The organism is Shewanella sp. Actino-trap-3 (assembly GCF_002836275.1).
Taxonomy (GTDB): Bacteria; Pseudomonadota; Gammaproteobacteria; order Enterobacterales; family Shewanellaceae; genus Shewanella; species Shewanella psychromarinicola.
Window position 1 is genome coordinate 2,122,846 of sequence record NZ_PJCE01000001.1, and the last position, 24,898, is coordinate 2,147,743.

Consider the following 24,898-nt stretch of genomic DNA (forward strand, 5'->3'; position numbering starts at 1 on the left):
TAATGAATGAAATAAAAACGACACGGGTCACCGTCAATGATGTTATTGATTTTTGGTTTGTTAAAATTTCACCTAAACAATGGTGGATAAAAGATACCGAGCTTGATTTACAGATAACAAAGACTTTTGGCACCGCTTTAAACGCTGCCATAATGGGAGAGTTACAACACTGGCGTAAAGACACTCAAGGGCGATTAGCCGAAATTATCGTACTAGATCAATTTTCGCGAAATATTCATCGCGATACGCCAGCCGCATTTGCCGCTGACAATATCGCGTTAGTGCTGGCGCAAGAAGCCGTTGCATTAGGTTGTTTAGCAGAGTTACCGACTCACCAAGCTGGATTTTTAATCATGCCCTATATGCATAGCGAATCAATGATTATCCACCAGCAAGCATTGCCATTATTTGAGCAATATGCGCCGAATAATCTACACAGCCAACGACAACATCAAGCCATTATAGCTCAATTTAATCGTTATCCTCACCGAAACGCGATCTTAGGGCGCGACTCAACGGCTGCCGAAATCATCTTTTTAAATCAACCCGATTCCAGCTTTTAACCAAGCTATACTCCAACGCCAGCTTCTATAGCCGATGCTATTTGACCACTAGAACAGGGCATGTGGCTTTATTTGCAATAGTTTCGGCGACATTATCATTCAAAAAATGAGACAGTCCGCTTCTACCATGGCTGGCAATAACCACCATACCAATATCACCGCTATTGGCCTCGGCCAAAATTTCGGCAATAGCATCACCACGTCGAATCACCGTTTCAATCTTTAAGTCGGTATTAAGTTGACCCAATAAATCATGCATTTTCTTGGCCGCAGCAGCTTCCATCGTTTTCGCCAACTCTTCAGGGGTAACGGCAAGGATCATATAATTCTCATCACCGAAAGGCTGATCAACTACGTGCACGATACGAATGCCAACTTTATATAAGTTAGCCATTTCAATGGCGTAACTTAAAGCATGTGACGACGTGTCAGAAAAATCGGTAGGCCATAAAATATTACGTGTTCGCATATTATCCTCCTTCGCAGTGTAAAATGTGTCTTGGTAGTGACATTTTATGCCTCACTGAAACACACCCAGTTCCATCTCAACAATATAACTAACCTAAACTCTGGATAGTAAATCCGTTGTTAACGATTTATCCCATCTCCTACCCCGAGTTAAGTTTTAGTATAGTCAGTATTAAAGACCTTATTAGTGATTAATATCAAATTAAACCCGAAAACTTGCTTTAGATCAAAAACGAACATAACATAAAACCGACTAATCAGTCGGTTTGCTGAATGGGTTAATCACACTTCATCAAACCAACATCGTTATTTTTTGCTGGAGATCAAATATGAATATGGCCGTTGATAACATTCAAACACAATTACAACAATTGCTCACAGATCAACGCGCGCGTTTTCAAGCTAATCCAGCGCCTCATTATCAATCACGGGTAGATAAGTTAACCCAATTAAAACAAGCTTTGCTTGATAATCAACAATCTATCATCGACGCATTAATTAACGATTATGGCCATCGCTCTGCAAATGACACCATAATTTCGGATATTATGCCTTGTGTAAACAACATCAATTACACCATCAAACACCTTAAGTCGTGGATGAAACCCAGTCGTCGTCATGCAGGTTTATTACTATCTCCCTCTAAAGTGTCGGTGCAATATCAGCCCTTGGGCGTGATCGGTATTATTGTGCCGTGGAACTTCCCGGTGATGTTATCAATGGGCCCATTGATCACGGCCATTGCTGCAGGCAACGGGGCCATGCTAAAAATGTCCGAATTCACCCCAGCAACCAATGCGGTATTGCGCAAGATGTTGGCAACGATTTTTGCCCCAACTGAAGTCGAGTTAGTTGAAGGTGAAGCTGATGTGGCCGCAGCATTTTCAGCATTACCGTTTGACCATATTCTGTTTACGGGTTCTTCCGTTGTCGGCCGCCATGTTATGCGTGCCGCAGCCAATAACCTGACGCCGGTAACATTAGAATTAGGCGGTAAGTCCCCAGCGATCATTGCCGCTGATATGCCAATAGACACAGCGGTAGAACGGCTTATTTTTGGAAAATGTTTAAATGCAGGTCAAATTTGTGTCGCCCCTGACTATGTATTGTGCCCAGCGGAAAAAGTCGAGGCGTTTATTGCCGCTTATCAACGTCGATTTAATAAAATGTACCCTAACTTCGACACAAACCAAGACTACGGCAATATCATTAATGATCGTCAACACCAACGCTTACTCGCAGTATTAGAAGATGCCAAAGCCAAAGGTGCAACCGTCACCTCCGCAATTGATGGCCCAATATCAACAACGCAACGAAAAATAGCCACTCAGCTAGTCACACATACCACAGACGACATGCTCATTATGCAGGATGAAATATTTGGACCATTGTTACCGATTATTAGCTATCAGTCGGTTGATGAAGCGATAGGTTATATCAACCATCATGATCGCCCCTTAGCCCTATACATCATGAGCTTTGACGATAAAACGCAGCAAGACATTCTGCAGCAGACTCATTCGGGCGGAGTGTGCATTAATGACACGGTATTTCATGTTGCCGCTGATGACGCACCCTTTGGTGGGATTGGTCCATCGGGCATGGGACACTATCACGGTAAAGAAGGCTTTCTAACCTTTAGTCATGCTAAAACAATCCTCAACAGTGGTAAAATTAATACCGGCATATTTGTTCATCCGCCTTATGGCGGCGTGATCCAACGATTATTGATGAAATTTTTCTTACGCTAACACCTCAAAATATCACTACGGCAAGTATTACTTTAATGAGTGATACTTGCTGAGCCGAATCCGACATTAATCAGTCCGTAATCAAACTGATTTAATGAATAAACGGTAGATAAACAGACACTAGATAGAATAGGTATGTGACTCAATGAGCAGTAAATCCATTAGCAGTAAATCCATTGTTACCACAGATAAAAAACAAGCTATTCTAGACTCGGCATTACAGCTGTTTGTTAATAATGGTTTTAATGCTACATCGACCGCATCAATTGCCAAAGCGGCTGGCGTGGCAACGGGCACTTTATTTCATCATTTCCCGACAAAAAAAGACATCATGAGCCAGCTTTTTTTATCCATTAAACAAGAGTTTGCTACCAACATGGTTAGCAGCACTCATTTTAGTGGTGATATCGAACAAGATGCCAATACCCTATGGCAAAAAGCCATCGACTGGGCCATTGCACAACCGTTAAAACAGCTTTTTTTTCTACAGTACTCTATGTCCGCAGACATCGATGCCGACGTCAGAAAGCAAGCGATGAACAGCATTCTAGGATTTGTTGTCGAATTGATTAATCAAGGTAAACAGCAGCATATTATCGCTGACTTTCCCAATGCGTTATTGCTCGAAAACTGCCATGGTCAGTACTTAGCTGCCATTCGTTTTTTTACCGACAATCCTCATTTAGGTAACGATGACATTCACCGATGCGCCAGTTTCAGGCTATTTTGGCAAGCGATGAAAGCCTAAGCCTGTTGACCTTTCGTGTTTACAATTTGTTCGAACTAAACGGTTTTCTGCTTACATAAGAATGCGGTAAAAAGACTAGAGACAAAGTCTTTAACTAGACTAATACCTTGCAACAAACTTATTTTATAATAATAACTAGGACGGTTTAGGCGGACCCTTCGGGCTGCGTTCGTGGCTTCTTTGTACTGGGTTATCGCTTATTTATGGAGAATAACGACATCTCATTAGCTCTGCCTTGAAAAAAATGGCCACTAACAGCAGCAAAATTCATCTTGAAGGTTCAACAGGCTCTAGCATTTATCCCATACATTATTCATCTAAACTAAAATTCGTTAGATCAATCTGTTCATTTTCAGCCTTTGTCTGGGTGTCAAAATCTAATTGAAGAGTATGCGACGTTTGTTCAACTTGTAGCGCCAGTTGCTTCGCTTTATGAATAGCATATTGACGACGTCGTTTGCGCTGTAAACACAAACGGATCACATCTTGTTTTCTTAACTCGCTGTAACTCATCCAGTTAAATCGTTCATCTCGGCTTCGAAGGCAGCCCATACAATAGCCACGACTGTCAGACTGACAAACGCCAACGCATGGACTGGGCACCGCAAAAAAACTTAACTGTTCCATCATTAGAGTGCTTAACCTCAGCTAATATTGAATTTAGTACGTAAATGCTAAATATACGATATAGTCATTGGTAGGTTGATTTAATGGTGAGGCTAGTGCTTAACCAACCAAAGTGACCATCAAATACCGTTATGTTAAGGTTATACTAATTGAGTTAATTTTGTACATTATTGCACGTTAATCGGAGGGCTCATGACAACATCAAGGCGTTCGAGTAAAGGGTTAATACACACAATGGCAGCTTGTAAGCCCATTTTACTTTTATGTGGCCTGTTATTGCTGGCCTCTTGTGCGACAAAACCCAAGCAAGATTATGATGTCAATTTCGACTTCTCTGTACTCAAAACATTCAGTCAACTCACCGTAAAACAAACTGATGATCCTTTAACCGCTAACCGAATTAATGACGACATTAAGCAAACCTTACTTAACCAAGGTTATCTCTTTAGCGCCAGTAATGCTGATTTTGTAGTCAACTATGCCTTTATCACTGAAAACAAAGAAAAAGATTCAGGGCTTTCTATCGGCTTAGGTTCTGGAACTTGGGGCTCTAGTGGTGGGATAAGTCTTGGCACGAGTATCGGTATCCCGCTAGGCAGTAACACAGCTAAAACGCAAACTATCCAAATTGATATTATCGACCCAGCCGACAAACGCTTAATTTGGCGCGGCAATGGTCAGTACCACTTTGATCAAGGTGGCGAAGTTAAAGCACAAGGGATTAACCAAACTGTTGCCGCTATCTTAGCGCAATTCCCCCCGAAAAAGTAATCTACACTCTATTTTAGTTGCCGTTTATCCTTGTTGAACGGCGGCTACTTTACATAGAAACGCCAGCTCTTCGAGCCGACTTAACACAAATATCTATTTAGCAATTTGCGACTACACGGTAAACTAGCTATCACACTACTTTATTGACCTCGTTAAAATGACTACAGAAACATACAACCAAGCTTTACTAACCCTTGCGCTAGCTGGAATAGATGCCATAAATACCTCGGCATCACAACACAAAGCCGTCAGAACTGCAGCACAAGAAAGCCATTTTTTATGTAACTGGATGGTTGAGTCGTTAAAAACAAAACGCTTTTCGAAACTAATGGCCGACGACTTAACGGCCTGGATAAGTCAAGCTCGGAGTCAAGGTGCTGGGGCTCAACTTAAACAACGATTAACCTGTATTGCCGATCAATACCAACAAGTTAATAACAGTGCTATCGCCACTGGCACTGGGCTTAAAAACCTATTAACCGGACTCGCAGCACAAGAGTGGGTGGTGGTAACCGATACCGACATTGATGCCAAATTGAAGATCAACAGTGACGGTAAATCAAGTTTAATTATCTCAGCAAAAGAATTTAATCAGCACATTGTTGATGAAAAAATTGTCAAACCAATCTCAATGTACATTCGTGGTGATGAAAAGTTGGTTGCACGGTTAGCATTAGAGCAAGGTGTATTACTCAGCCAAGGCAATAAAAAGACCTCATTGATCAAACATCATAAAACTTATGTATTAATACCTGATAACTTACACTCAAGTTTATGTTTACTGTGCCTTGATCTTTATTAAGCAGCGAAAAATTGTTGTAGTATTAATAGAATGTTAAAGATAAGGAGTCACCATGAAAAAAGGCTTTCTAGCACTCACTTGCTTGGTGATATTTTTTTGTGGTTCCACCGTTCAAGCGAGCACAGCACTTAAGTATAACGTCAATGCCTCCAGCAGTTGGGTGCCTTATTACATTGCTGGATCGGCTGAAAACCCAGGAATACTCGGCGAGCTGGTTCCGTTACTGCTTGCAAAGGCCAACATTGAAGTTGAAAAAAACAATTATCCTCCCAAAAGAACTAATTACGCCTTAGCGAATGGCTTACTAGACTTCGACTTTGTTAGCCCAAGCTGGTTTGAGGATCAAAAAGTAGGCGATGATTTTGTCTCATCGATAGCGATATTAGTCATTCAAGAAAACATTATCACTTTAGACAAAAATGCTCATAAATGGCAAGACGTTAATCAGATTAAAGGTAAAAAAATAGGCACAATTCGTGGCTACCTTTACCACGACGATACAGAGTTTACTCGAGTTGATTTTACCTCTGAGAGAGAACTCATCAAGGCATTACATAAAGAGCGAGTTGAAGCGGTTATCTCTGGAGATTTACCCGCCTTGTATTGGGCAAAAAAACTCAATAGACCAGTCACCCTTGCCTCGATTCATTCAGAAGGCCACTTGGTCATGCGTCTTCGTAAAAAACATACTGCCTTACTACCACAAATTAATGCCGCTATTGCTGAATTTAACCAAAATGGCACCACTCAAAGCATTATCGAAAAATACACCAAGCAGGATGTGTTTAGTCGTTAATATGGGGTTAAAACGGATTAACGCTGTAACCTTCGCGGGCTAATACTGCATGTGCAGTTAACGCCGATAACGCCATGTCAACACCCGGCAGCAAGTCATCAGGAGTAATGCCGTAATAGGCGGCTGTTTGACCACACACATAAAACTTAACCCCCTGTCTTACCAACTGCGCAATTAAATCCGAATTAGCATTCTTCTGCCCTGCATTCAACTGCTGATAAAAACTATCCTTGGTCATATCGCTAGCCGCTTTACCATGCACCACCATAGCAAGCGAAATGTCTTTCAGTTTAACCCCGGCTGCCACATGCATATTAATAAAGCGCGCCAAAGTATCAATACTAGAGTTTATTTCAGCGGGTTTAGCGGCTGTACCTAAATCAAAAGCAACGTTAAACTTCATGCCTGTTGGTATGGTTAAGCTGCTATTCACTTCGGCCACCTTTCCGTAATCTTTAATCACTGGTCCCGGTTTAAAAGCCTCAATACCAGCGGTTGCCGTAAATGATGAACACGCTATTAATGTCAACACGGCCGATGTGATAACGCATCTACTCACTGAAGGTAAACTGATTTCCATTATGTTGATCTTCCTTATCTCTATTTTTATGATTACTCTAGCACAGATTAGCGCTTAGGTTTTAGACCCTTGCTTAGTATAATTATCCCTACTAACTGACCCACTATTATGACGATCCAAGCACAATGTTATGTTGAAAATGTTATCTCGAGGTAATACCAGATTAACGCTTAGGTTTTAGACCCTTGCTGAGTATAATGATGCGCTCAAAAACACCAAGAATGAATGATATGTCAATACGTCCAATTTACGCGACCGACTGGCCCGCTATTATGGCGATCCAAGCACAATGTTATGTTGAACTAGCGCCAGAGTCGCTTGGTGTTATGCAAAGTAAATGGCGAACGTCGCCGACTAGCTGTGTCGTGTTTGAACGACAAGGTCGCGTTTTAGCTTATGCCCTTGTTCACCCTTGGCAACGAGGCGATGCCCCGTCATTGAATACCGAAATCAGTGGCCAGATTGATGCTAACTGCTGGTATTTACATGACATGGCCATTTCACCCAATGCACAAGGCATGGGAATTGGTAAACAGCTCTTCACTTATGTTGTAAATCAAGCAAAAGCGTTGATGGTGAAGGGTATAGGACTGGTGGCCGTACAGGGTGCGCAAACGTACTGGCAACAACAAGGGTTTAAAGCAGACATCACATCAGCAAAACTGACACAATCACTAGATAGTTACCCTGATGGGGCATGTTATTTGTATTTACCCTTATTATAAAGGTTCCCCTCTAAGCCGCCAGCAGTCGTCACGACGGTTCTGTTAGCCAATACTTTTTATGATGTTTTTGTTTGCTATGGCGATGTTAAAACCTTAAACCGCAAGGATTAGCTTATTACAGCATTAGTCAGCAGGGGCATCGTATTATTTGAATATTTATTGCAAGTTCATGCCGATCAGCTTGGTTATACGTCGATGAACGTGGGATAATCGAAGATTGTGCATCAGATCATCACCCTATGGGTATTTGTCTCTTTTACCATTTGGTACCTAAAAAATCATAACGCTTAAGTCTTTGTCGGCAGATTGATGCCTTTGGGGTGCCGTATTGTTTACATTAAAAAATGAATTACATTAATTTCAGGAGTTCGCCATGGCGCGCCAAGTTATCTATACCTTTAAAGGCAAAACCAAAACTATCGCGTTTAGCTATGACATACATCATGATCTTTATGAAGCAGCAGCTGAAGCCGAAGGGATTGATTTAAAAAGTTTTTTAGCCATGGAACAACAAGTTGCGTTAACGTCAAAAAAAGGCGCGAAAGCAGAGAAAGAATTTCGTAAAACTGAATTTGCACGTTTTGGTTTTACTAGCATCAAATTTGTTCGTGAAGATGATGAGGTTTAATCATTTTGGTTTAAATAAGGACTCTCTATGTTGAATTCAGATCATGCTAATTTCCCTCGAGCCAGTTTTTTTCGACGTTTAGGTGCAATGACGTATGACTCAATGCTTGCTGTAGCCGTTTATATGTTTGCTGGCGCTGTTGGTTTTGCTGTTTTCTTGGGTCTGCAAAGTAGCGGACTTATCGCGATGAATGGTCACGAAGATGTGTCAGACTTGCTCAATAACACTCCAGTTTATCATGGACTTTATCAACTCTGGATAGCCATTTGTGTCGGCGGATTTTATGCCGTGTTTTGGAGCCGAGGTGGGCAAACATTAGGTATGCGAGCTTGGCGACTTAAAGTTCAACATCCCAATGGCCAAGACTTAAGTTTCATTACCGCCTGCGCTCGGGTAGTTTGGTCGTTATTAGGTATTGGTAATCTGTGGATTATCATCAATGATGACAAATTAGCATTACAAGACATGATGACCCGTTCTGAGGTTGTGGTATTGTCAGTAGAAGCTAATCAAATGCGTAACTGGCGTGGCGCATAATCAATTGGCCTTTACCAATAATAAAATGGCAACCCAAAGGTTGCCATTTTTGCATCACAGTTTAATGTTCAAATTAACGTTTAGTTACTTACGAATGTAATACAAAGCTAATCCAGTAAATAACATGCTGGGGGCAATTGCGCCAACCACCGCAGGTAACTCATACACTATGCTCATAGGACCAAATATCTCATTACTAATATAAAAGCTAAATCCTGCTACTACACCGAGTAACACACGAGCTCCCATGGTCACAGTACGTAACGGACCGAACACAAACGACAATGCCACTAACATCATCACTGCCACCGTTACTGGCTGCATAATCTTGCGCCACAGTGCCAGTTCATAACGACTCGGATCTTGTTGGTTGATTTTTAAATAATCCAAGTAGTCAATTAAGCCACTAATGGATAATGCCTCTGGTTTAACCGACACAACACTCAGCTTATCTGGGGTTAATGAAGACTGCCACACATCAGTATCAAGATGATCGCGAATAACTCGATCGTCTTTTACCGTGGTATTATCAACTGCAGATAGCTGCCAAGCATCGCCAATAAATTCGGCGGTTTTAGCATGGGTCACTCCGGTTAATTCTTGTTGATCGTTAAACTCATATAAGCGAATATCAATCAGAGTATTAACGTCTTTAACCTCACCGATATTAACGAATAAGTCACCATCTTTAGCCCAAATACCCCGATGTGATTTAATCAAACTGCCACCCGATATTTTAGTCGCTTGAAGTTCTTTAGCACTTTTTTCGGCAATAGGCGCGCCCCATTCACCGAGCGCCATGACCATGATCATTAACGGAACAGCCGTTTTCATTGCAGATTGGGTGATTTGTAAGCGCGACATACCAGAGACTTGCATCACCACTAACTCAGAGTTAGATGCCAGCATGCCCATACCAATTAACGCACCTAGCAGTACCGCCATAGGGAAAAACATTTCAATATCACGGGGCACTAAAAACAACACGTATATGCCAGCATCTAGCATGGTATAAGCACCACGCCCAACCAAACGCAGTTGATCAACCCACTTAATGATGCCTGACAACCCAGTCAAAATCAGTAAACACAAGCCTGATGTACTAACGATCATACGAGCAATATAAAGGTCTAGTATTTTCATGCAGTCACCTGCTTGCGTTTAAATAAACCCAGGAACTTCATCCCTGTCGGGCGTTCTTTAATAAGTAATAACAACCCTAATATCAACGCAAAGCCATGGATCCACCACATGCCTAAAAATTGCGGCACCACCTCATCTTGCAGGGCTTTTCGACCTGCAATCATTAATCCAAAGTAGCCCAAATAAAGCAAAATAGCGGGACCCATTTTAGCAAACTTACCCTGGCGAACATTAACCCGCGCTAACGGCACCGCAATTAACGTCAACAATGGGATCGCGATAGGGATAGCTAAGCGCCATTGAAATTCAGCTGCCGCTTCAGGTCCTGGAGTATCCAACAATTGATCAACTGGCATTGCAGATAATTTACGTCGCCGCTCATCCACTTCTTGTTCTTTAATCTCCATTTTATAACCACCAAACTCAATTATTTGTAGTTCGAGTGATTTAGGGCTGCCTTGATAGCGGAAGCCTTTTTCGAGCTGTAATTGCTGGCTGCCAATATCATCTTCAATCACCCGACCTTTGTTAGCCACCACAATATTAGTTAAGCCATATTCGTCTTCTGGATCGGGAAGTTGTGCAACAAAGACTCTATCTAACGTGTTGTCTTTATTTATTTTTTCAACAAACAATACCGCTCGCCCATTCGGGCTTGCTTGAAAGCGACCTTGGGTTAATGCCGCTAATCCGGCTTCGGATTGGGCTTTTTCTAAGACCTGGTTTTGACGTTCTTCCGCCCAAGGGCCGACATAAACAGACAAATAAGCGGTAAACAATAAATTGCCAATCGCAAGTAATAAGGTTACTCGAGTGACATACCATTCACTCACGCCAACACCATGCAGTACCACCATTTCATTTTCGGCATACATTCGCCCATGGGCCAACAATATCCCTAAAAAGAAACTCAGCGGCAACACTAACACCGTTAATTGAGGCAAATTTAAGCCTAATAATGTCATCACCAAGGAAGCCGGGAATTCACCATCAGAGGCATCAGCTAACACGCGCACAAACTGTTGACTGATAAAAATAGTTAACAGCACTAAAAGTACTGAGAATTGCGCTTTTAAAACTTCACTAATAAGATATCTAAATACAATCACAAGTAGGATCCGGTGGCTAAACTTATCTTTTTACTGGTATCAGAGCAACTTTCATGTAAACTGTCTACTTTCAGCAGTTTTGCTAGTTTTCTGACCAGCGCGTAAGGTGCTTTGGGGTCATGGTTAACATCTATTTTGGCTGTCAATTTACGCCTTTTTTTCGTTAATAATCCCAAACAGCTATCACCTTTTCGTTGATTATATGCCAGATGGCCTAATGCAAACATTATCTAATAAATATAGTAATTTGTCTTTAAGAATCTAGGAGTGCTCATGGAGTTTAGCGTAAAAAGCGGTAGCCCCGAAAAGCAACGTTCAGCCTGCATCGTTGTCGGAGTATACGAACCCCGCCGTCTGTCTGGTATCGCAGAGCAATTGGATAAAATAAGTGAAGGTTACATTAGTAACCTACTTCGTCGTGGTGACCTTGAAGGTAAACCGGGTCAAATGTTGCTACTGCATCATGTACCAAACGTACTAAGTGAGCGCGTTTTACTGGTTGGTTGTGGCAAAGAGCGTGAGTTAGATGAACGCCAATACAAACAAATTATCACAAAAACCATCAGTACCCTCAATGAAACCGGTTCAATGGAAGCAGTGTGCTTCTTAACTGAACTGCATGTCAAAGGCCGCGACACCTACTGGAAAGTTCGCCAAGCCATTGAAAGCACTAGAAATAGCCTGTATTCATTTGATGCCTTAAAAACCCGTAAAGACGAAACTCGTCGTCCATTACGTAAAATGGTATTTAACGTGCCAACACGCCGCGAATTAACCATTGGTGAGCGCGCAATTGAACACGGAACCGCAGTGTCAGCGGGTATGCATTTATGTCGAGACGTGGCCAACATGCCACCTAACATCTGTAATCCAGCCTACTTAGCGTCCCAAGCTCGTCAAATGGCTGAAGTGCATGAAAACCTCACTGTCACGACTATTGGCGAAGAGCAAATGGCTAAGTTAGGCATGAACGCTTACCTTGCTGTTGGCCGCGCGAGTAGCAATGAATCAATCATGACCGTGATGGAATATCAAGGCGCAGTCGACAGCACTGAAAAGCCAATTGTCCTCGTCGGTAAAGGGTTAACCTTTGATTCTGGAGGAATTTCATTAAAACCTGGCGAAGCCATGGATGAAATGAAATACGACATGGGTGGCGCTGCAGGTGTTATTGGCACCATGAAAGCATTATGCGAAATGAAACTGCCTATTAACGTCATTGGCATTTTAGCGGGTTGTGAAAACATGCCTGCGGGCAATGCCTATCGCCCAGGTGATATTTTAACCACTATGTCAGGTCAAACGGTTGAAGTGCTTAACACTGATGCCGAAGGTCGCTTAGTATTATGTGATGTATTAACCTACGTTGAGCGCTTTGAACCTGAATTAGTCATCGATACTGCAACCTTAACGGGTGCCTGTGTTATTGCCCTTGGTAAGCACGCTTCTGGTTTATTCAGTTCGCACAATCCATTAGCACATGAGCTGTTAAATGCCGGCGAGCAAAGTGGTGACCGCGCATGGCGCATGCCGTTATGGGATGAATATCAAGACATGCTAGACAGCCCATTTGCCGACATGACTAACTTAGGCGGCCGTCCTGCAGGGTCGATTACTGCCGCATGTTTCTTATCTCGCTTTACTAAGAAGTACAATTGGGCGCATTTAGATGTCGCAGGTACTGCTTGGAACAGCGGCGCGAATAAAGGCTCTACCGGTCGTCCGGTACCGATTTTAAGCCAATTCTTAATTAATCGCGCTGGTGTTGAAATTAGCGAATAAGCATTGTTAGTGCGTGATACGCAAATAAAAAGGGTAAAGCATCATGCTTTACCTTTTTTTTGTATCTCGATAGCGCAAATCAAACAATGCTAAACCATAACTTGGATTCAAATAATAAGCCCTTTTATCGCGCGGTAAGCCTACGCTAACCATTGACGATGTAATTGCTCACTATCACCTAAATAATCTAACACCCAGGCGAGTGCTGGCGACATTTGCTCATCATTCCACGCTAAACAACAAGGGCTAGGTTGTTTAACGGTGCACAGCACTTTACTGACTAATTTACCGGACTCGATTAACGGTGCAGCTAAATGTTCAGGCATGTACCCTACCCCTAAGCCTTCGACAAAACAGTTGATTGCACTGTGCCAGTCGGGTACCACTAATCGCCGTTGATTATTGAGCAACCAATCAATTCGTTTAGGGATCTCTCGCGAGGTATCTTCAAGACAAATAGACGGAAAATCACGTAACTCATCATCCACTATAAGCCGTGTAATATTCGCCAATGGATGATCAGCACTCACCACAAATAACCAATCAATATCCCCCATATGAGTGAATTTAAATGACCCATCAACTGGATTTGCAGTTGTCGCACCAATAGCGATGTCACTGCGCCCTGTGGCGAGCGCTTCCCATACACCATTAAAAATTTCAATCCGAATAATCAGCTCAACATCCTGAAACTTTCTGTAAAAGTCAGCGATTAAGGCATGCACACTGTCGGTTCTGGCAATATTATCCAGCGCAATTGATAACGAAGGCTTCCACCCATTAGCCACTCGTTGAGTGTCTCTTTTCATCAGCGCCATATCGTTAAGAAACTGGCGAGCTTTAGCGACAAAATGTTTCCCTGCCGGGGTTAGGCTGACACTTCTATGATGGCGAATAAATAACTCAACCCCAAGCTCAGTCTCAATTTGTTTAACTGAATAACTAATCGCAGACGGCACCTTATGCAGTTTTTTGGCTGCCGCGGTAAAACTGCCTGTTTGGGCAACAACATCGATTAATTCAAAAATGTGCTGTGAAAGCATATCAATTTGCTCATTATAAAATGTACCTTAACAGCACTAGATGAATAACATCTTCGGCTGAGGTAATACTGGTTTCAAGTGATCATACTCAATTCCACTCACTCCTTGCAATCAAATTTTTTGATAGCTGTCTTCAAAATTAAACGTTTCCAGCTAATTTAGTAAGCCATTAAACTAGCAAACTTTATTGACCAGACGAAAATATTTATGCCTAACTTTAGCAACAACCACATAATAATCAACAATAAACAAACAAACATAACATTTTACCTGTTCCTGTTTTATTTAGCCTTGCTGAGTATGTTGGGATTTATTGCAACCGACATGTACCTCCCTGCATTCAAATCTATTGAAGGGACGTTTAATGCTAACACTTCTGAGGTGGCCATATCATTAACCAGTTTTTTGGCAGGCCTTGCTATTGGACAGTTATTATACGGGCCATTAGTTCATAAAATAGGTAAGCGGAATTCACTCTTTGTTGGGCTAAGTCTGTTTATGTTGGCAAGCGCACTCATTGCGAACAGTGAAACCATAATGATGATGAATATTGCGCGCTTCTTCCAAGCCATCGGCGCTTGCAGTGCAGCAGTGATCTGGCAAGCGATAGTGATTGAACAATACCCCGCCGATAAAGCTCAAAATATTTTCTCTAATATTATGCCTTTGGTCGCTTTATCTCCGGCATTAGCGCCCATTGCTGGCGCATTGATACTCAATAATTTTGGCTGGCGTGCAGTGTTTATTACCTTATGTGTTATCGCCGTAATATTAATCGCTATGACACATTTTTTTGTACCTAAAGAGCCTATTCGTTTACACAAAAATAAGTCCCATATCCGCTATCAACAATTATTAGCCAACACACGTTACTTAGGTAATGTCATCATTTTTGGTGCCTGTTCGGGTGCGTTTTTCGCTTACTTAACCCTATGGCCTGCGGTGATGGAACAATATGGTTACGCCGCAACTGAAATTGGATTAAGTTTTATTCCCCAAACCATCATGTTTATTGTCGGTGGCTATTCCGGTAAGTTACTTATTCGACAGTTTGGCACCAAAGCCAGCCTACGCTATTTACTAATTTTATTTGGTTTTTGTGTTGTTGCCATTTTTGTATCAAGTGTGATCCTCGATACTAAAACAATATTACCGCTTATGGTTGCATTCTCATTGCTAGCAGCAAGCAATGGCGCTATTTACCCTATTGTGGTCAATAATGCCCTCCAAGAATTCAGCAATAACGCATCCAAAGCGGCAGGATTGCAAAACTTTCTCCAAATCAGCATCGCTTTTGGGGCATCAAGTCTGGTGGCCGTTTGGGCAAGTTCTGGCGATAACGCGATTGGTTGGGGAATTCTGGCCTGTTCAGTACTGGTTGCTGTAGGCCTCTTTATTAAAAGTCATGATTCTTGGGCGCAAATAAACCAGCATTTCACGTTTCCGGATCCAGCAAGATTATCTCAAGCAACCACTAAGGATGATGAATAAACATCCAATAGCGATAAAATAAGCCATTCAATGATGAGGTTATATTCTTATTTATAATCTCATCATATTGAGGTTTATTGATTAAACAAATTATCGCTTGCTCTAATATTCACAATCCATAAATCCGTCTATTTGACAATGGCCCCAGAGCGTCACAGAAAACCAATCATGGCTGCGATTTATATTGGATTAATGAGCACCATCAGCTCGCATTGTAGCTGTAATACCAAATACTGCTCATTATCGGCTCAGTCAGCGAGTCACTTAGGGGAAATTCAATAAATATCAACTCACGTCCCCATTAACCCGCAGAGGATTTTAGTGTAAACTCGTGCTCAACTTATTAACCTGTTAAAAGCATCACCACATGACTCAAGCCTTGTTTTACCTTATGCCTGATAATCATAATCAAATGAGTGCATTAGATGCGGTTTATTTGGCTGCATGCTGGTTAGCAGAACAAGAATATCGCCAACAAAAAACCGTCTACATTCACTGTGAAAACAAGCAGCAAGCGTATGCCATTGACGAATTACTGTGGCAATTTGAGCCTAATGCCTTTGTGCCTCACAACTTAAAAGGCGAAGGTCCGGTGACCGGTGCACCTGTCGAAATTGGTTTTGACACCCTAGGGCCAAATAAAAGTCGCCAAGTTCTGATTAATCTTGCAGACCACATGCCCAGTTTTGCGGTAAACTTGGCCCATATTATCGATTTTGTCGCTAATGATGATGAACTCAAGCGGATTGCCCGCAATCGCTATCGTCAATATCAGAATGTTGGCATTACGCCCAGCACTCAAGCATTAGCTGAATAAACACTCAATTTAGATAGAGAACATAACGCTCCTATGGAAAAAACATACAACCCAAAGTCTATCGAACAGGCCCTTTACCAAAACTGGGAAGAGCAAGGTTACTTCAAGCCGCATGGCGATGAATCTCAAGGCAATTATTGCATCATGATCCCGCCACCGAACGTAACCGGTAGCTTGCACATGGGACATGCCTTCCAAGACACCATCATGGACACGCTTACTCGTTATGAACGAATGAAAGGTAAGAATACCTTATGGCAAGTGGGTACCGACCACGCTGGTATCGCCACCCAAATGTTGGTTGAGCGTAAACTTGAAGCCGAAGAAGGTAAAACACGCCATAATTTAGGCCGTGATGCCTTCATTGATAAAGTGTGGGACTGGAAAGAACAGTCTGGTGGCACCATCACCAAACAACTACGTCGCATGGGCGCATCGGTTGATTGGGATCGCGAACGTTTTACCATGGACCAAGGCTTATCAAAAGCGGTTCAAGAAGTGTTTGTCCGTCTATACGATGACGAACTTATTTATCGTGGTAAGCGCCTAGTTAATTGGGATCCAAAGCTTCACACCGCCATTTCAGATTTAGAAGTTGAAAATAAAGAGAAGCAAGGCCACATGTGGCACTTCCGCTTTCCTTTAGCCCAAGGCGCATTAACTAGCGATGGTAAAGACTACCTAGAAGTCGCCACCACGCGTCCTGAAACCATGTTAGGTGACAGCGCAGTAGCCGTGCACCCAGATGACGAACGTTATCAGTCATTGATCGGTAAGTTTGTGCTATTACCTATCGTTAACCGCTTAATTCCAATTGTTGCTGACGATTATGTCGACATGGAATTTGGCACAGGCTGCGTAAAAATCACTCCAGCCCATGACTTTAACGACTATGAAGTTGGCAAGCGTCATCAACTGCCTATGTACAACATCTTTACCTTAGATGCCTGTGTCCGCGGTTTTGTTGAAGTAGTTAATACCGACGGCACACCAAACAAAGACGTCGAAATTGCGCTACCTGAACGTTATGTTGGCCTTGATCGATTTAAAGCCCGTGATGCTATTGTGGCTGAATTTGACAGCTTAGGTTTACTTGAAAAAGTCGCTCCGCACGCGTTAAAAATACCTTATGGCGATCGCTCAGGCGTAGCAATTGAACCCTTATTAACCGATCAGTGGTATGTGGCCGTTCAATCAATGGCAAAAACAGCCATTGAAGCCGTGGAAAATGGCGACATCAAGTTTGTGCCCCAGCAATACGAGAATATGTACTTCTCGTGGATGCGCGATATTAAAGACTGGTGTATTTCACGCCAACTTTGGTGGGGACACCGTATTCCAGCTTGGTACGACGAGAACGGTAAAGTCTACGTTGGCCGTAACGAAGCTGAAGTTCGCGCTAAGCACAAATTTGCAGATTCGGTGGTATTACGCCAAGACGATGACGTATTAGATACCTGGTTCAGTTCGGCATTATGGACTTTCTCAACCTTAGGTTGGCCAGACAATTTAGAAGATTTAAAAACCTTCCACCCAACCGATGTGTTGGTCACAGGTTTTGATATCATCTTCTTCTGGGTTGCGCGGATGATCATGATGACCATGCACTTCATTAAAGATGAAGACGGCAAACCTCAAGTACCTTTTAAAACGGTGTACGTGACCGGGCTTATCCGTGATGAAGCCGGTAATAAGATGTCAAAATCCAAAGGCAACGTGCTTGATCCATTAGACATGATCGACGGTATCGACCTTGAAACCTTGGTCGCTAAGCGGACTGGCAACATGATGCAGCCACAACTGGCGGCAAAAATTGAGAAAAGTACCCGTAAAGAATTTGCCGATGGCATTGAAGCTCACGGTACCGATGCACTGCGCTTTACCTTAGCGGCAATGGCATCAACCGGGCGTGACATCAACTGGGACATGAAACGTCTTGATGGTTACCGCAGTTTCTGTAACAAATTATGGAACGCGTCACGTTATGTGTTAATGAACACTGAAGTGCAAACCAATCCAGATAGCGATGAAGCTGGTGAGCCTTTAGATTGCGGTCAACTGTTAGTTGATGGCAAACCGGGTGCGATGGAATTGTCATTAGCCGATCGCTGGATCATTGGTTTGTTTAATCAGACCGTCAAAACCGTCGAAGATCACATGGCCGCTTACCGTTTTGATTTAGCCGCTAACACTTTATACGAGTTCACTTGGAATCAATTCTGTGACTGGTATTTAGAATTAACCAAGCCTGTTATGCAAAACGGCACTGAAGCGCAAATGCGCGGCACACGCCATACGTTAGTCAATGTGCTTGAAAAAATGCAGCGTCTAATGCATCCATTTATGCCATACATTACCGAAACGATTTGGCAACGCGTCAAACCGTTAGCTGGCGTAACGGGTGATACCATCATGCTGGCATCGTTCCCAACGTATCAAGCAGATCAAGTCGATGCGACCGCAATGGCGGATCTGGAATGGGTTAAGCAAGTCATTGTCGCAGTACGTAATATTCGTGCTGAACTCAATATCGCCCCGTCTAAGCCGCTTAATGCGCTGCTTCGTGACGTGAGCTATGAAGATCGCATTCGTCTTGAAGCAAACCAAACATTCTTTACCAGTTTGGCTAAACTTGAGTCAATGACCATTTTAGCCGAGGGTGAAACGGCACCGATGTCGACCACTCAGTTTGTCGGCAATATGGAGCTATTAATCCCAATGGCAGGCTTAATCGATGTCGGCGCTGAATTGGCCCGTATCGACAAACAGCTTGAAAAGCTTGCTCAAGAGATAACCCGCATTGAAGGCAAATTATCTAACCAAGGCTTTGTCGCTAAAGCACCTGCTGCGGTTATAGATAAAGAGCGGGCAAAAATGGCCGATTTGACTCGTGACATTGAAAAATTAAACGAACAAAAAATCGAACTGGCCAAAATAGAAGCATAATCAAAAAATACCATTAGAAACAAAAACCAGCGATGCATCGCTGGTTTTTTATTTCGCACGAAACTGAAACGTTGATTTCTCAATTTACATTTTTGGTGTATAAGCTTCGGCCAATATCACCATTCTATTTAATGGGTCAAAACCATGTCTGATAAATTCTTTTTTAAAGGTCGTAAAACACCTAAACCCGCTTATGGTGAAAGTGGTTATAACACCAAGCGCACAGCAAAACCGGGGACGGAAGCTTTACCGCTAATATTGTCAGTCCAAACCGAAGCTCGCCAACATGAAGTGGCGGCAATGGTTGCTGAACAACAGCTATTGGCTAATATCACCATTAATGCAGACAAACCTGAAAACATTATTGAATTAACCGGTGTTTTGAACAAACCTAAAACGGTAAAGTTTGACGCTAAGCCTAACCGTAACGATGTGTGCATCTGTGGCAGTGGAAAAAAGTACAAAAAGTGTTGTGGTGCATAAATCACCATACTGAGGTGAACGTCCCTTAGTGGGATGTTTATCAATAAAACATTAAAGTGGGTCTTAGGATCCGCTTTTTTTATTGATTTTGGATATTTCCCCAGAACTTAGGTAAAGTGTCAGCCTTTGTTATAAAAATGATATAGAACATAAAATAAAAGGGTGACCTATGAGCACTAATTCACATTCAGGCAACGATCTGAGTGAAGTAAAACAGTTGGGCATGTGGGCCGCGATATCCAGTTTAGGCTATATTTTTTGGCTTGTAGGTGGCATGGAACTGGTAGAGCGTATTGCCTATTATGGCGTCAAAGCCAGTGCGGGTTTATATGCTAAAACGCCAGTATCCGAAGGCGGGCTGGGGATCAACTTAAGTGATTATGGCATCATCATTTCAGTATGGGCCCTATTACAAACCTTTGTGCCTGTTCTCACCGGGGGGATTTCCGACCGCGTTGGCTACAAAGAAACCATTTTCGTTGCTACCATAGTCAAGATCTGTGGTTACTTAACCATGGCTTTTTTCCCTAATTTTTGGGGATTCCTCGCCGGCGCCATGTTGTTAGCCATGGGTACTGGCGTATTTAAACCGGGCATTCAAGGCACCTTGGTGCTGTCTACTAATCGCAATAATACCTCAATGGCTTGGGGCATTTTTTACCAAGTGGTCAACATAGGTGGCTTTTTAGGCCCATTAGTTGCGGTGCACATGCGCCAATTATCTTGGGACAATGTGTTTTACGCTTGCGCGGCCATTATCTCATTTAACTTTTTATTTTTACTCGCTTACAAAGAACCAGGCAAAGCCGAGCGCTTAGAGCGTACGCGCCAAATAACAGCAGGTGAAGTGACACAAGAAGCACTGTGGAAAGACGCGCTCAGAGAACTGAAAAAGCCAATAGTGATTTACTACATGTTAGTGTTTGCCGGTTTTTGGTTTTTATATAACTCATTATTTGATGTATTACCGATCCACATTGCTGAATGGGTTGATACCAGCGTCATTGTTACCTCGTTATTTGGTCCAGAGGGTACCAGCAACGGCATATTGCAGTTCTGGCTGGGGTTGAATAATGATGGCACCAAAGTAATGCCAGAAGGCATGCTCAATCTCAATGCCGGGTTGATCATGACCACTTGCTTTATTGTTGCGGCACTGACGGCTAAATATCGCATTACCACCACCATGTTTTTTGGCTGTTTATTGAGTATCTTAGCCATTGCCTTAGTCGGTGCTTTTAATGCGGCGTGGATGATCGTGCTGGCTATTGCGCTGTTTTCTGTCGGTGAAATGATGATTAGCCCCAAGAAAAACGAATTTATGGGTAATATCGCGCCAGAAGGTAAAAAAGCCATGTACTTAGGTTTTGTGATGTTACCTCAAGGCATAGGTTGGACCTTAGAAGGTTATTTCGGCCCAAAGCTTTATGACATGTACGCCTCAAAAGAGCGTATTGCCCGTGAAGTCTTATCAGATAATGGTATGAGCTTAACCGATATAGCCAACATCCCCCAAGGTGAAGCCTTTAGTCGCTTAGTCAGTTCTACGGGACAAGATCCCCAAGTTCTCACCCAAGCCCTCTATAATGCCAACAACATCGGCATGGCTTGGTATATTATTGCGGTTATTGGTATTACTTCGGCGGTAGGGATTTTCATCTACGGTAAATGGTTATTAAGGATGCAGCGCCAACAAGTCGCTTAGTTCATCGTGTGCAATTTGTTAGCATCAGCAACTGATTTAGCAAAAGGGAGGCAGCAATGCCTCCCTTTTGCTATCCACAACAAAATAACAATAAATGGTCATCAAGTTGCCATACCAACGCCATTAATTAACTATTCGGTTTACGACCAAATCACTAGCAAATCACTAGCAAATCACTAGCAAATCACTAGCAAATCACTAGCAAATCACTAGCAAATCACTAGCAAATCACTAGCAAATCACTAGCAAATCACTAGCAAATCACTAGCAAATCACTAGCAAATCACTAGCAAATCACTAGCAAATCACTAGCAAATCACTAGCAAATCACTAGCAAATCACTAGCAAATCACTAGCAAATCACTAGCAAATCACTAGCAAATAGTAAACCATAAGCGAAATACCGCACTCGACAAAACGGCAACCTCAAAGATTTTCTGAGCAAAAAGTCCCGACTAAGTGTCCAAAAAGAAGTCTGACCAATAAGTCGCTATCGAATACAGCAACAAACCACGATACTAAGATACTAGGATTATGCAGCTCACCTAAAATACAATTAACACCCATTGAATGACTCATAAATGGCTACAAATCGAACCGCTGACATCGGCAGAATGTGCAGGAGAGTGAAGCTGATAGTCATTATCGACGTGGTATCTATCGTCAAGGTATCTATCGTCAAGGTATCTATCGTCAAGGTCTTTAGCGACCGGGTGTTTTTCGCGGCTTTTGTTGCCGTGACATTGTCGCTAGAAAAACATTAATAACCGATAGTCATAAAGTACTTATTACTTGATCCAGCTGCACTGAGTTACAAAAAATCAATTAAAAAAATCAGTTAAAAAAACAGGGAGGCATTGCGGCCTCCCTGTTACTGACATTGTGACTTTCTTAATTGATGATTAACACCTTATCTTAATAACTAGTCCGCTGCAGCTGAGTGAACTTTATCAATACCGTAAGTTTTACCTTCAGCATGACAAGTCGCACATGATTCAATTGGCACAGCATCTGCTGAGGTGATGTTATCACCAAAGACTGTCGCGCCATTACTCTTAAAGTGAGAAAGAGCAGCAGCGCCAGAGTGAGCGTGACAGCTACGACATGCTTCAGAGACTGGGGAGATAAACTCGCCAGGAACACCATCAAATTGATTCACATCGACTTCAATTGAAGTTCTACCTGAGGTTAATGCGCCAGTGCCAGAGAAGAATGGCATAGCATCTCCTGCAGCATTGGTCTCTTTATGACACGCTTGGCAATAGGTTTGCACAGCAGGATAGTTAACTAACTCGCCATCTGTGTCTAAGTAAATGCCAGCACCTTCATCATCTGCAAACAAGCCACTGTGAAAACGGTGAGCAACAGTGGCTAAATCACGGTTGTAAAACTCTAGGCCTTCAATTACTGCAAACGTCGGTTTACCATCAGCATCTACACCTGATTGCTTATAAACATCACTATGGAAAGAACCGGCATAACTGTTGTTATGGCAATCTGCACATTGGGTAAAGTTAGTCACACCATGGTTAGGTGATTTAACGTGAGACAAATTGTCATGACAAGCATTACATTTTGCTTCATCAGCCGTTGTACGGTCGTTACCCACCTGTGTAGGTGAACTATAAGCGGTCAATGCAGGGCTGACAAAACGTAAGTTATCAGTAGTTTCAACACCTGTTGCAGCAACAGCATCAAACTTAAAGAACTTAGTAACAATGTTAGCCGGAACCGCGACATCACAAGCACCCGTGTCGGTACCAGCACCATCAGCTAACATAGTGTTAATAACAATCATGTCAGTTGTAGTGTTGCCACACATGTTCATTTCAGAAGACACTGAAAGTGTTTTGCCACCAAGTGGAGTCATGGCAACGTCTTTGGTTAAGGTTAACTTACCACCTAGAACCATAAACATTTCTGGATTATCTTTCGTATTAATACTTAATCCACGAACATAGTCACCATTGCCATCAAGTGTACCGATTAAGATATCATCACCTGATTGGAATTTATTTAAGTACTGGGTTAAATCAGTAGCATCAGCCGCAACCACACCATTTAATGTTACATCAATGATGACAGTTAATAGGTCTGCAGACACTTCAGCAGAAGCGACATTTAACACTAAGCCATTTTCAAAAACGTCACGGCGATCAACACCATGTGCCTGGATTGGGCTTAAACTACCTGCGCCATGACAGCCAGAACAAACCGCATCACTTGACGGTACAATGCCTCTATGGTTTTCACCGGTCGCTAAGTTCACATTTACGTGACAAGACAAACAGGCTTCAGCATAAATATTGTCATTCCACTGGGTGCCATTATCATGACAAACAGTACATTCATTTAGCTCAGCAGGAAATCCAATGCCACCAAACTCTGCTTTGGCTTCGCCAGTAAGCGCGTCAACAATATGGTGACCCGCGTGAATGGTGTGGATCATAGCGTTGAAGTTAGCATTAAAGCCTTTTTCAGGATCGTCTTGTCCACCCGCATAAGCAGGGTTATGACAAGCGACGCAGTTTTCAACTTTTTGGTAATTACCATGGGCACCTATGTTGGCAATACGCATATCGGTATCGGCGTAACCTTCCATTGGACTGTGACATTGAATACATGCCGCATTAGACACAGCATCTTTTGCTGACACTGCAGGTTCGCCAGTAGCAGGAATAAAATCAAGAGGAGTCGATAAAATCTTACCACTTACCCCTGAACCATCAGCCATCACAACATCATAAGCACGAATAAACACCCGCGCTAAGTCATTAACATCGCCACTGGCTAATACCACAGGCGCGTTACCATCGTGTGCCCAAGTACCAGTATAAGTACCAGGATTGGCTGCATCCTCAACTAATGTACACGCATCAACTACAGCGCCGCCTCGCGCTTCAGCTGTACCGGTTAAGGTACAATACATGCTGCTGCCAAAATCATTGGCAAGTGTATGGTTTGTCCATAACATGGGTGCGCCAGTATCTGTCGTATTAGCAGACTGGCTAGTCACATATAAGGCAACTCTTTCAAGTCCAGAGAAGGGAACGCCAGCGGCATTTTTTGCAGTAAATGTAAGCGTAAACGGATCCGCACCAACGACCACAATATCTGCTGGAGCCAGTGTAATGTTTAAGTCAAATGCATTTTCAACGCTTGTTGCAACCGAACCAGCGGGAGTACCCGGAGCGCCATCAGCACCCGGAGCACCATCAGCACCATCGACACCATCACTGCCGTCAGAGCCACAACCTGTCACAGCCAAAACTGCCATAAACGCTGCAGCCAATAATGTTCTATTATATTTTTTCATCTTAAATCCCCCGATTTAGATTTGTTGATTAGCAGCTTTAAAATAGAAGCAAATAGACCATAACACC

Annotated in this window: 23 protein-coding genes; 16 read left to right on the forward strand and 7 right to left on the reverse strand. The window is 42.7% G+C overall.

The window, feature by feature from the left end:
• Positions 1-2 precede the first annotated feature (2 nt).
• Positions 3-563: a DUF924 family protein gene (locus CXF80_RS09030; protein WP_101032559.1), complete on the forward strand. Its 561-nt coding sequence runs from the start codon at positions 3-5 to the stop codon at positions 561-563.
• A 37-nt stretch (positions 564-600) separates the two neighbouring features.
• Here CXF80_RS09030 and CXF80_RS09035 read toward each other — a convergent pair whose 3' ends face one another.
• A complete protein-coding gene (locus CXF80_RS09035) occupies positions 601-1,032 on the reverse strand; it encodes a universal stress protein (RefSeq protein WP_101032560.1) in 432 nt (143 codons plus the stop codon).
• Between the two features lie 328 nt (positions 1,033-1,360).
• Between CXF80_RS09035 and CXF80_RS09040 the strand changes: the two genes are divergently transcribed.
• The gene (locus tag CXF80_RS09040; RefSeq protein WP_101032561.1) at positions 1,361-2,782 is read left to right on the forward strand and encodes a coniferyl aldehyde dehydrogenase; all 1,422 of its coding nucleotides are present in this window, start codon (positions 1,361-1,363) and stop codon (positions 2,780-2,782) included.
• A 145-nt stretch (positions 2,783-2,927) separates the two neighbouring features.
• Positions 2,928-3,530, forward strand: a complete 603-nt coding sequence (locus CXF80_RS09045) for a TetR/AcrR family transcriptional regulator (RefSeq protein WP_101032562.1) — start codon at positions 2,928-2,930, stop codon at positions 3,528-3,530.
• A 309-nt stretch (positions 3,531-3,839) separates the two neighbouring features.
• Here the strand turns inward: CXF80_RS09045 and CXF80_RS09050 are convergent, their stop codons facing one another.
• Positions 3,840-4,157, reverse strand: coding sequence for a DUF1289 domain-containing protein (locus CXF80_RS09050; RefSeq protein ID WP_101034727.1), 318 nt, complete (start codon positions 4,155-4,157; stop codon positions 3,840-3,842).
• Between the two features lie 234 nt (positions 4,158-4,391).
• Here CXF80_RS09050 and CXF80_RS09055 point away from each other — a divergent pair, with 234 nt between their 5' ends.
• The 3 genes from CXF80_RS09055 (at position 4,392) to CXF80_RS09065 (ending at position 6,526) form a co-directional block, all read left to right on the forward strand.
• Positions 4,392-4,928 (forward strand): DUF4136 domain-containing protein, encoded by a 537-nt coding sequence (locus CXF80_RS09055; RefSeq protein WP_101032563.1) that lies wholly within the window; start codon positions 4,392-4,394, stop codon positions 4,926-4,928.
• 157 nt (positions 4,929-5,085) lie between these two features.
• Positions 5,086-5,730, forward strand: a complete 645-nt coding sequence (locus CXF80_RS09060; RefSeq protein WP_101032564.1) for a DUF2913 family protein — start codon at positions 5,086-5,088, stop codon at positions 5,728-5,730.
• 52 nt (positions 5,731-5,782) lie between these two features.
• On the forward strand, positions 5,783-6,526 hold the full coding sequence (locus CXF80_RS09065; protein ID WP_101032565.1) for a substrate-binding periplasmic protein: 744 nt from the start codon (positions 5,783-5,785) through the stop codon (positions 6,524-6,526).
• A 7-nt stretch (positions 6,527-6,533) separates the two neighbouring features.
• On the opposite strand, the gene CXF80_RS09070 is transcribed toward CXF80_RS09065, so the two are convergent.
• Entirely contained in the window at positions 6,534-7,106 is a 573-nt protein-coding gene (locus tag CXF80_RS09070) for a DsrE family protein (RefSeq protein ID WP_101032566.1), read from the reverse strand.
• A 230-nt stretch (positions 7,107-7,336) separates the two neighbouring features.
• Between CXF80_RS09070 and CXF80_RS09075 the strand changes: the two genes are divergently transcribed.
• The 4 genes from CXF80_RS09075 to CXF80_RS09085 all read left to right on the forward strand — a co-directional run bounded on the left by CXF80_RS09075 (position 7,337) and on the right by CXF80_RS09085 (position 8,996).
• Entirely contained in the window at positions 7,337-7,831 is a 495-nt protein-coding gene (locus CXF80_RS09075) for a GNAT family N-acetyltransferase (protein WP_157822204.1), read from the forward strand.
• Positions 7,832-7,945: 114 nt separating this feature from the next.
• Entirely contained in the window at positions 7,946-8,041 is a 96-nt protein-coding gene (locus CXF80_RS20760; protein WP_351077032.1) for a hypothetical protein, read from the forward strand.
• A gap of 163 nt (positions 8,042-8,204) precedes the next feature.
• Entirely contained in the window at positions 8,205-8,459 is a 255-nt protein-coding gene (locus tag CXF80_RS09080; RefSeq protein ID WP_101032568.1) for a DUF2960 domain-containing protein, read from the forward strand.
• Between the two features lie 27 nt (positions 8,460-8,486).
• Positions 8,487-8,996 carry an RDD family protein gene (locus tag CXF80_RS09085; protein WP_101032569.1) on the forward strand — a complete coding sequence of 170 codons (510 nt, stop codon included), beginning with the start codon at positions 8,487-8,489 and terminating at the stop codon, positions 8,994-8,996.
• Between the two features lie 84 nt (positions 8,997-9,080).
• On the opposite strand, the gene lptG is transcribed toward CXF80_RS09085, so the two are convergent.
• Positions 9,081-10,139, reverse strand: coding sequence for an LPS export ABC transporter permease LptG (lptG, locus tag CXF80_RS09090; RefSeq protein ID WP_101032570.1), 1,059 nt, complete (start codon positions 10,137-10,139; stop codon positions 9,081-9,083).
• On the reverse strand, positions 10,136-11,248 hold the full coding sequence (gene lptF / locus CXF80_RS09095) for an LPS export ABC transporter permease LptF (RefSeq protein ID WP_101032571.1): 1,113 nt from the start codon (positions 11,246-11,248) through the stop codon (positions 10,136-10,138). Before lptF ends, lptG begins: the two co-directional genes overlap by 4 nt.
• A 273-nt stretch (positions 11,249-11,521) precedes the next feature.
• Between lptF and pepA the strand changes: the two genes are divergently transcribed.
• Complete coding sequence (pepA, locus tag CXF80_RS09105) at positions 11,522-13,030, forward strand: leucyl aminopeptidase (RefSeq protein WP_101032573.1); 1,509 nt, start codon at positions 11,522-11,524, stop codon at positions 13,028-13,030.
• A 140-nt stretch (positions 13,031-13,170) separates the two neighbouring features.
• On the opposite strand, the gene punR is transcribed toward pepA, so the two are convergent.
• Positions 13,171-14,073 (reverse strand): DNA-binding transcriptional activator PunR, encoded by a 903-nt coding sequence (punR, locus tag CXF80_RS09110; RefSeq protein ID WP_101032574.1) that lies wholly within the window; start codon positions 14,071-14,073, stop codon positions 13,171-13,173.
• A 207-nt stretch (positions 14,074-14,280) separates the two neighbouring features.
• On the opposite strand from punR, the gene punC reads away from it, so the two are divergent.
• The 5 genes from punC to CXF80_RS09135 all read left to right on the forward strand — a co-directional run bounded on the left by punC (position 14,281) and on the right by CXF80_RS09135 (position 21,515).
• Positions 14,281-15,564 (forward strand): purine nucleoside transporter PunC, encoded by a 1,284-nt coding sequence (gene punC / locus CXF80_RS09115; protein ID WP_101032575.1) that lies wholly within the window; start codon positions 14,281-14,283, stop codon positions 15,562-15,564.
• A gap of 367 nt (positions 15,565-15,931) precedes the next feature.
• Positions 15,932-16,381 carry a DNA polymerase III subunit chi gene (locus tag CXF80_RS09120; protein WP_101032576.1) on the forward strand — a complete coding sequence of 150 codons (450 nt, stop codon included), beginning with the start codon at positions 15,932-15,934 and terminating at the stop codon, positions 16,379-16,381.
• Positions 16,382-16,414: 33 nt separating this feature from the next.
• On the forward strand, positions 16,415-19,327 hold the full coding sequence (locus tag CXF80_RS09125) for a valine--tRNA ligase (RefSeq protein ID WP_101032577.1): 2,913 nt from the start codon (positions 16,415-16,417) through the stop codon (positions 19,325-19,327).
• Positions 19,328-19,471: 144 nt separating this feature from the next.
• Positions 19,472-19,810, forward strand: coding sequence for a PBPRA1643 family SWIM/SEC-C metal-binding motif protein (locus CXF80_RS09130; RefSeq protein WP_101032578.1), 339 nt, complete (start codon positions 19,472-19,474; stop codon positions 19,808-19,810).
• Positions 19,811-19,979: 169 nt separating this feature from the next.
• Positions 19,980-21,515: an MFS transporter gene (locus CXF80_RS09135; protein ID WP_101032579.1), complete on the forward strand. Its 1,536-nt coding sequence runs from the start codon at positions 19,980-19,982 to the stop codon at positions 21,513-21,515.
• Positions 21,516-22,437: 922 nt separating this feature from the next.
• On the opposite strand, the gene CXF80_RS09145 is transcribed toward CXF80_RS09135, so the two are convergent.
• Positions 22,438-24,831 carry an OmcA/MtrC family decaheme c-type cytochrome gene (locus CXF80_RS09145; RefSeq protein ID WP_101032581.1) on the reverse strand — a complete coding sequence of 798 codons (2,394 nt, stop codon included), beginning with the start codon at positions 24,829-24,831 and terminating at the stop codon, positions 22,438-22,440.
• Between the last annotated feature and the right edge of the window lie 67 nt (positions 24,832-24,898).

Bases quoted from the DNA above. Each gene is read 5' to 3' on its own strand.
- lptG (WP_101032570.1), bottom strand. From the start codon at position 10,139: ATGAAAATACTAGACCTTTATATTGCTCGTATGATCGTTAGTACATCA.
- CXF80_RS09045 (WP_101032562.1), top strand. From the start codon at position 2,928: ATGAGCAGTAAATCCATTAGCAGTAAATCCATTGTTACCACAGATAAA.
- pepA (WP_101032573.1), top strand. From the start codon at position 11,522: ATGGAGTTTAGCGTAAAAAGCGGTAGCCCCGAAAAGCAACGTTCAGCC.
- punC (WP_101032575.1), top strand. From the start codon at position 14,281: ATGCCTAACTTTAGCAACAACCACATAATAATCAACAATAAACAAACA.
- CXF80_RS09135 (WP_101032579.1), top strand. From the start codon at position 19,980: ATGAGCACTAATTCACATTCAGGCAACGATCTGAGTGAAGTAAAACAG.
- CXF80_RS09060 (WP_101032564.1), top strand. From the start codon at position 5,086: ATGACTACAGAAACATACAACCAAGCTTTACTAACCCTTGCGCTAGCT.
- CXF80_RS09035 (WP_101032560.1), bottom strand. From the start codon at position 1,032: ATGCGAACACGTAATATTTTATGGCCTACCGATTTTTCTGACACGTCG.
- CXF80_RS09130 (WP_101032578.1), top strand. From the start codon at position 19,472: ATGTCTGATAAATTCTTTTTTAAAGGTCGTAAAACACCTAAACCCGCT.
- punR (WP_101032574.1), bottom strand. From the start codon at position 14,073: ATGCTTTCACAGCACATTTTTGAATTAATCGATGTTGTTGCCCAAACA.
- CXF80_RS09145 (WP_101032581.1), bottom strand. From the start codon at position 24,831: ATGAAAAAATATAATAGAACATTATTGGCTGCAGCGTTTATGGCAGTT.
- CXF80_RS09085 (WP_101032569.1), top strand. From the start codon at position 8,487: ATGTTGAATTCAGATCATGCTAATTTCCCTCGAGCCAGTTTTTTTCGA.
- CXF80_RS09125 (WP_101032577.1), top strand. From the start codon at position 16,415: ATGGAAAAAACATACAACCCAAAGTCTATCGAACAGGCCCTTTACCAA.
- CXF80_RS09055 (WP_101032563.1), top strand. From the start codon at position 4,392: ATGGCAGCTTGTAAGCCCATTTTACTTTTATGTGGCCTGTTATTGCTG.
- CXF80_RS09075 (WP_157822204.1), top strand. From the start codon at position 7,337: ATGTCAATACGTCCAATTTACGCGACCGACTGGCCCGCTATTATGGCG.
- CXF80_RS09050 (WP_101034727.1), bottom strand. From the start codon at position 4,157: ATGGAACAGTTAAGTTTTTTTGCGGTGCCCAGTCCATGCGTTGGCGTT.
- CXF80_RS09065 (WP_101032565.1), top strand. From the start codon at position 5,783: ATGAAAAAAGGCTTTCTAGCACTCACTTGCTTGGTGATATTTTTTTGT.
- CXF80_RS09040 (WP_101032561.1), top strand. From the start codon at position 1,361: ATGAATATGGCCGTTGATAACATTCAAACACAATTACAACAATTGCTC.
- CXF80_RS09070 (WP_101032566.1), bottom strand. From the start codon at position 7,106: ATGGAAATCAGTTTACCTTCAGTGAGTAGATGCGTTATCACATCGGCC.
- CXF80_RS09030 (WP_101032559.1), top strand. From the start codon at position 3: ATGAATGAAATAAAAACGACACGGGTCACCGTCAATGATGTTATTGAT.
- CXF80_RS09080 (WP_101032568.1), top strand. From the start codon at position 8,205: ATGGCGCGCCAAGTTATCTATACCTTTAAAGGCAAAACCAAAACTATC.
- CXF80_RS09120 (WP_101032576.1), top strand. From the start codon at position 15,932: ATGACTCAAGCCTTGTTTTACCTTATGCCTGATAATCATAATCAAATG.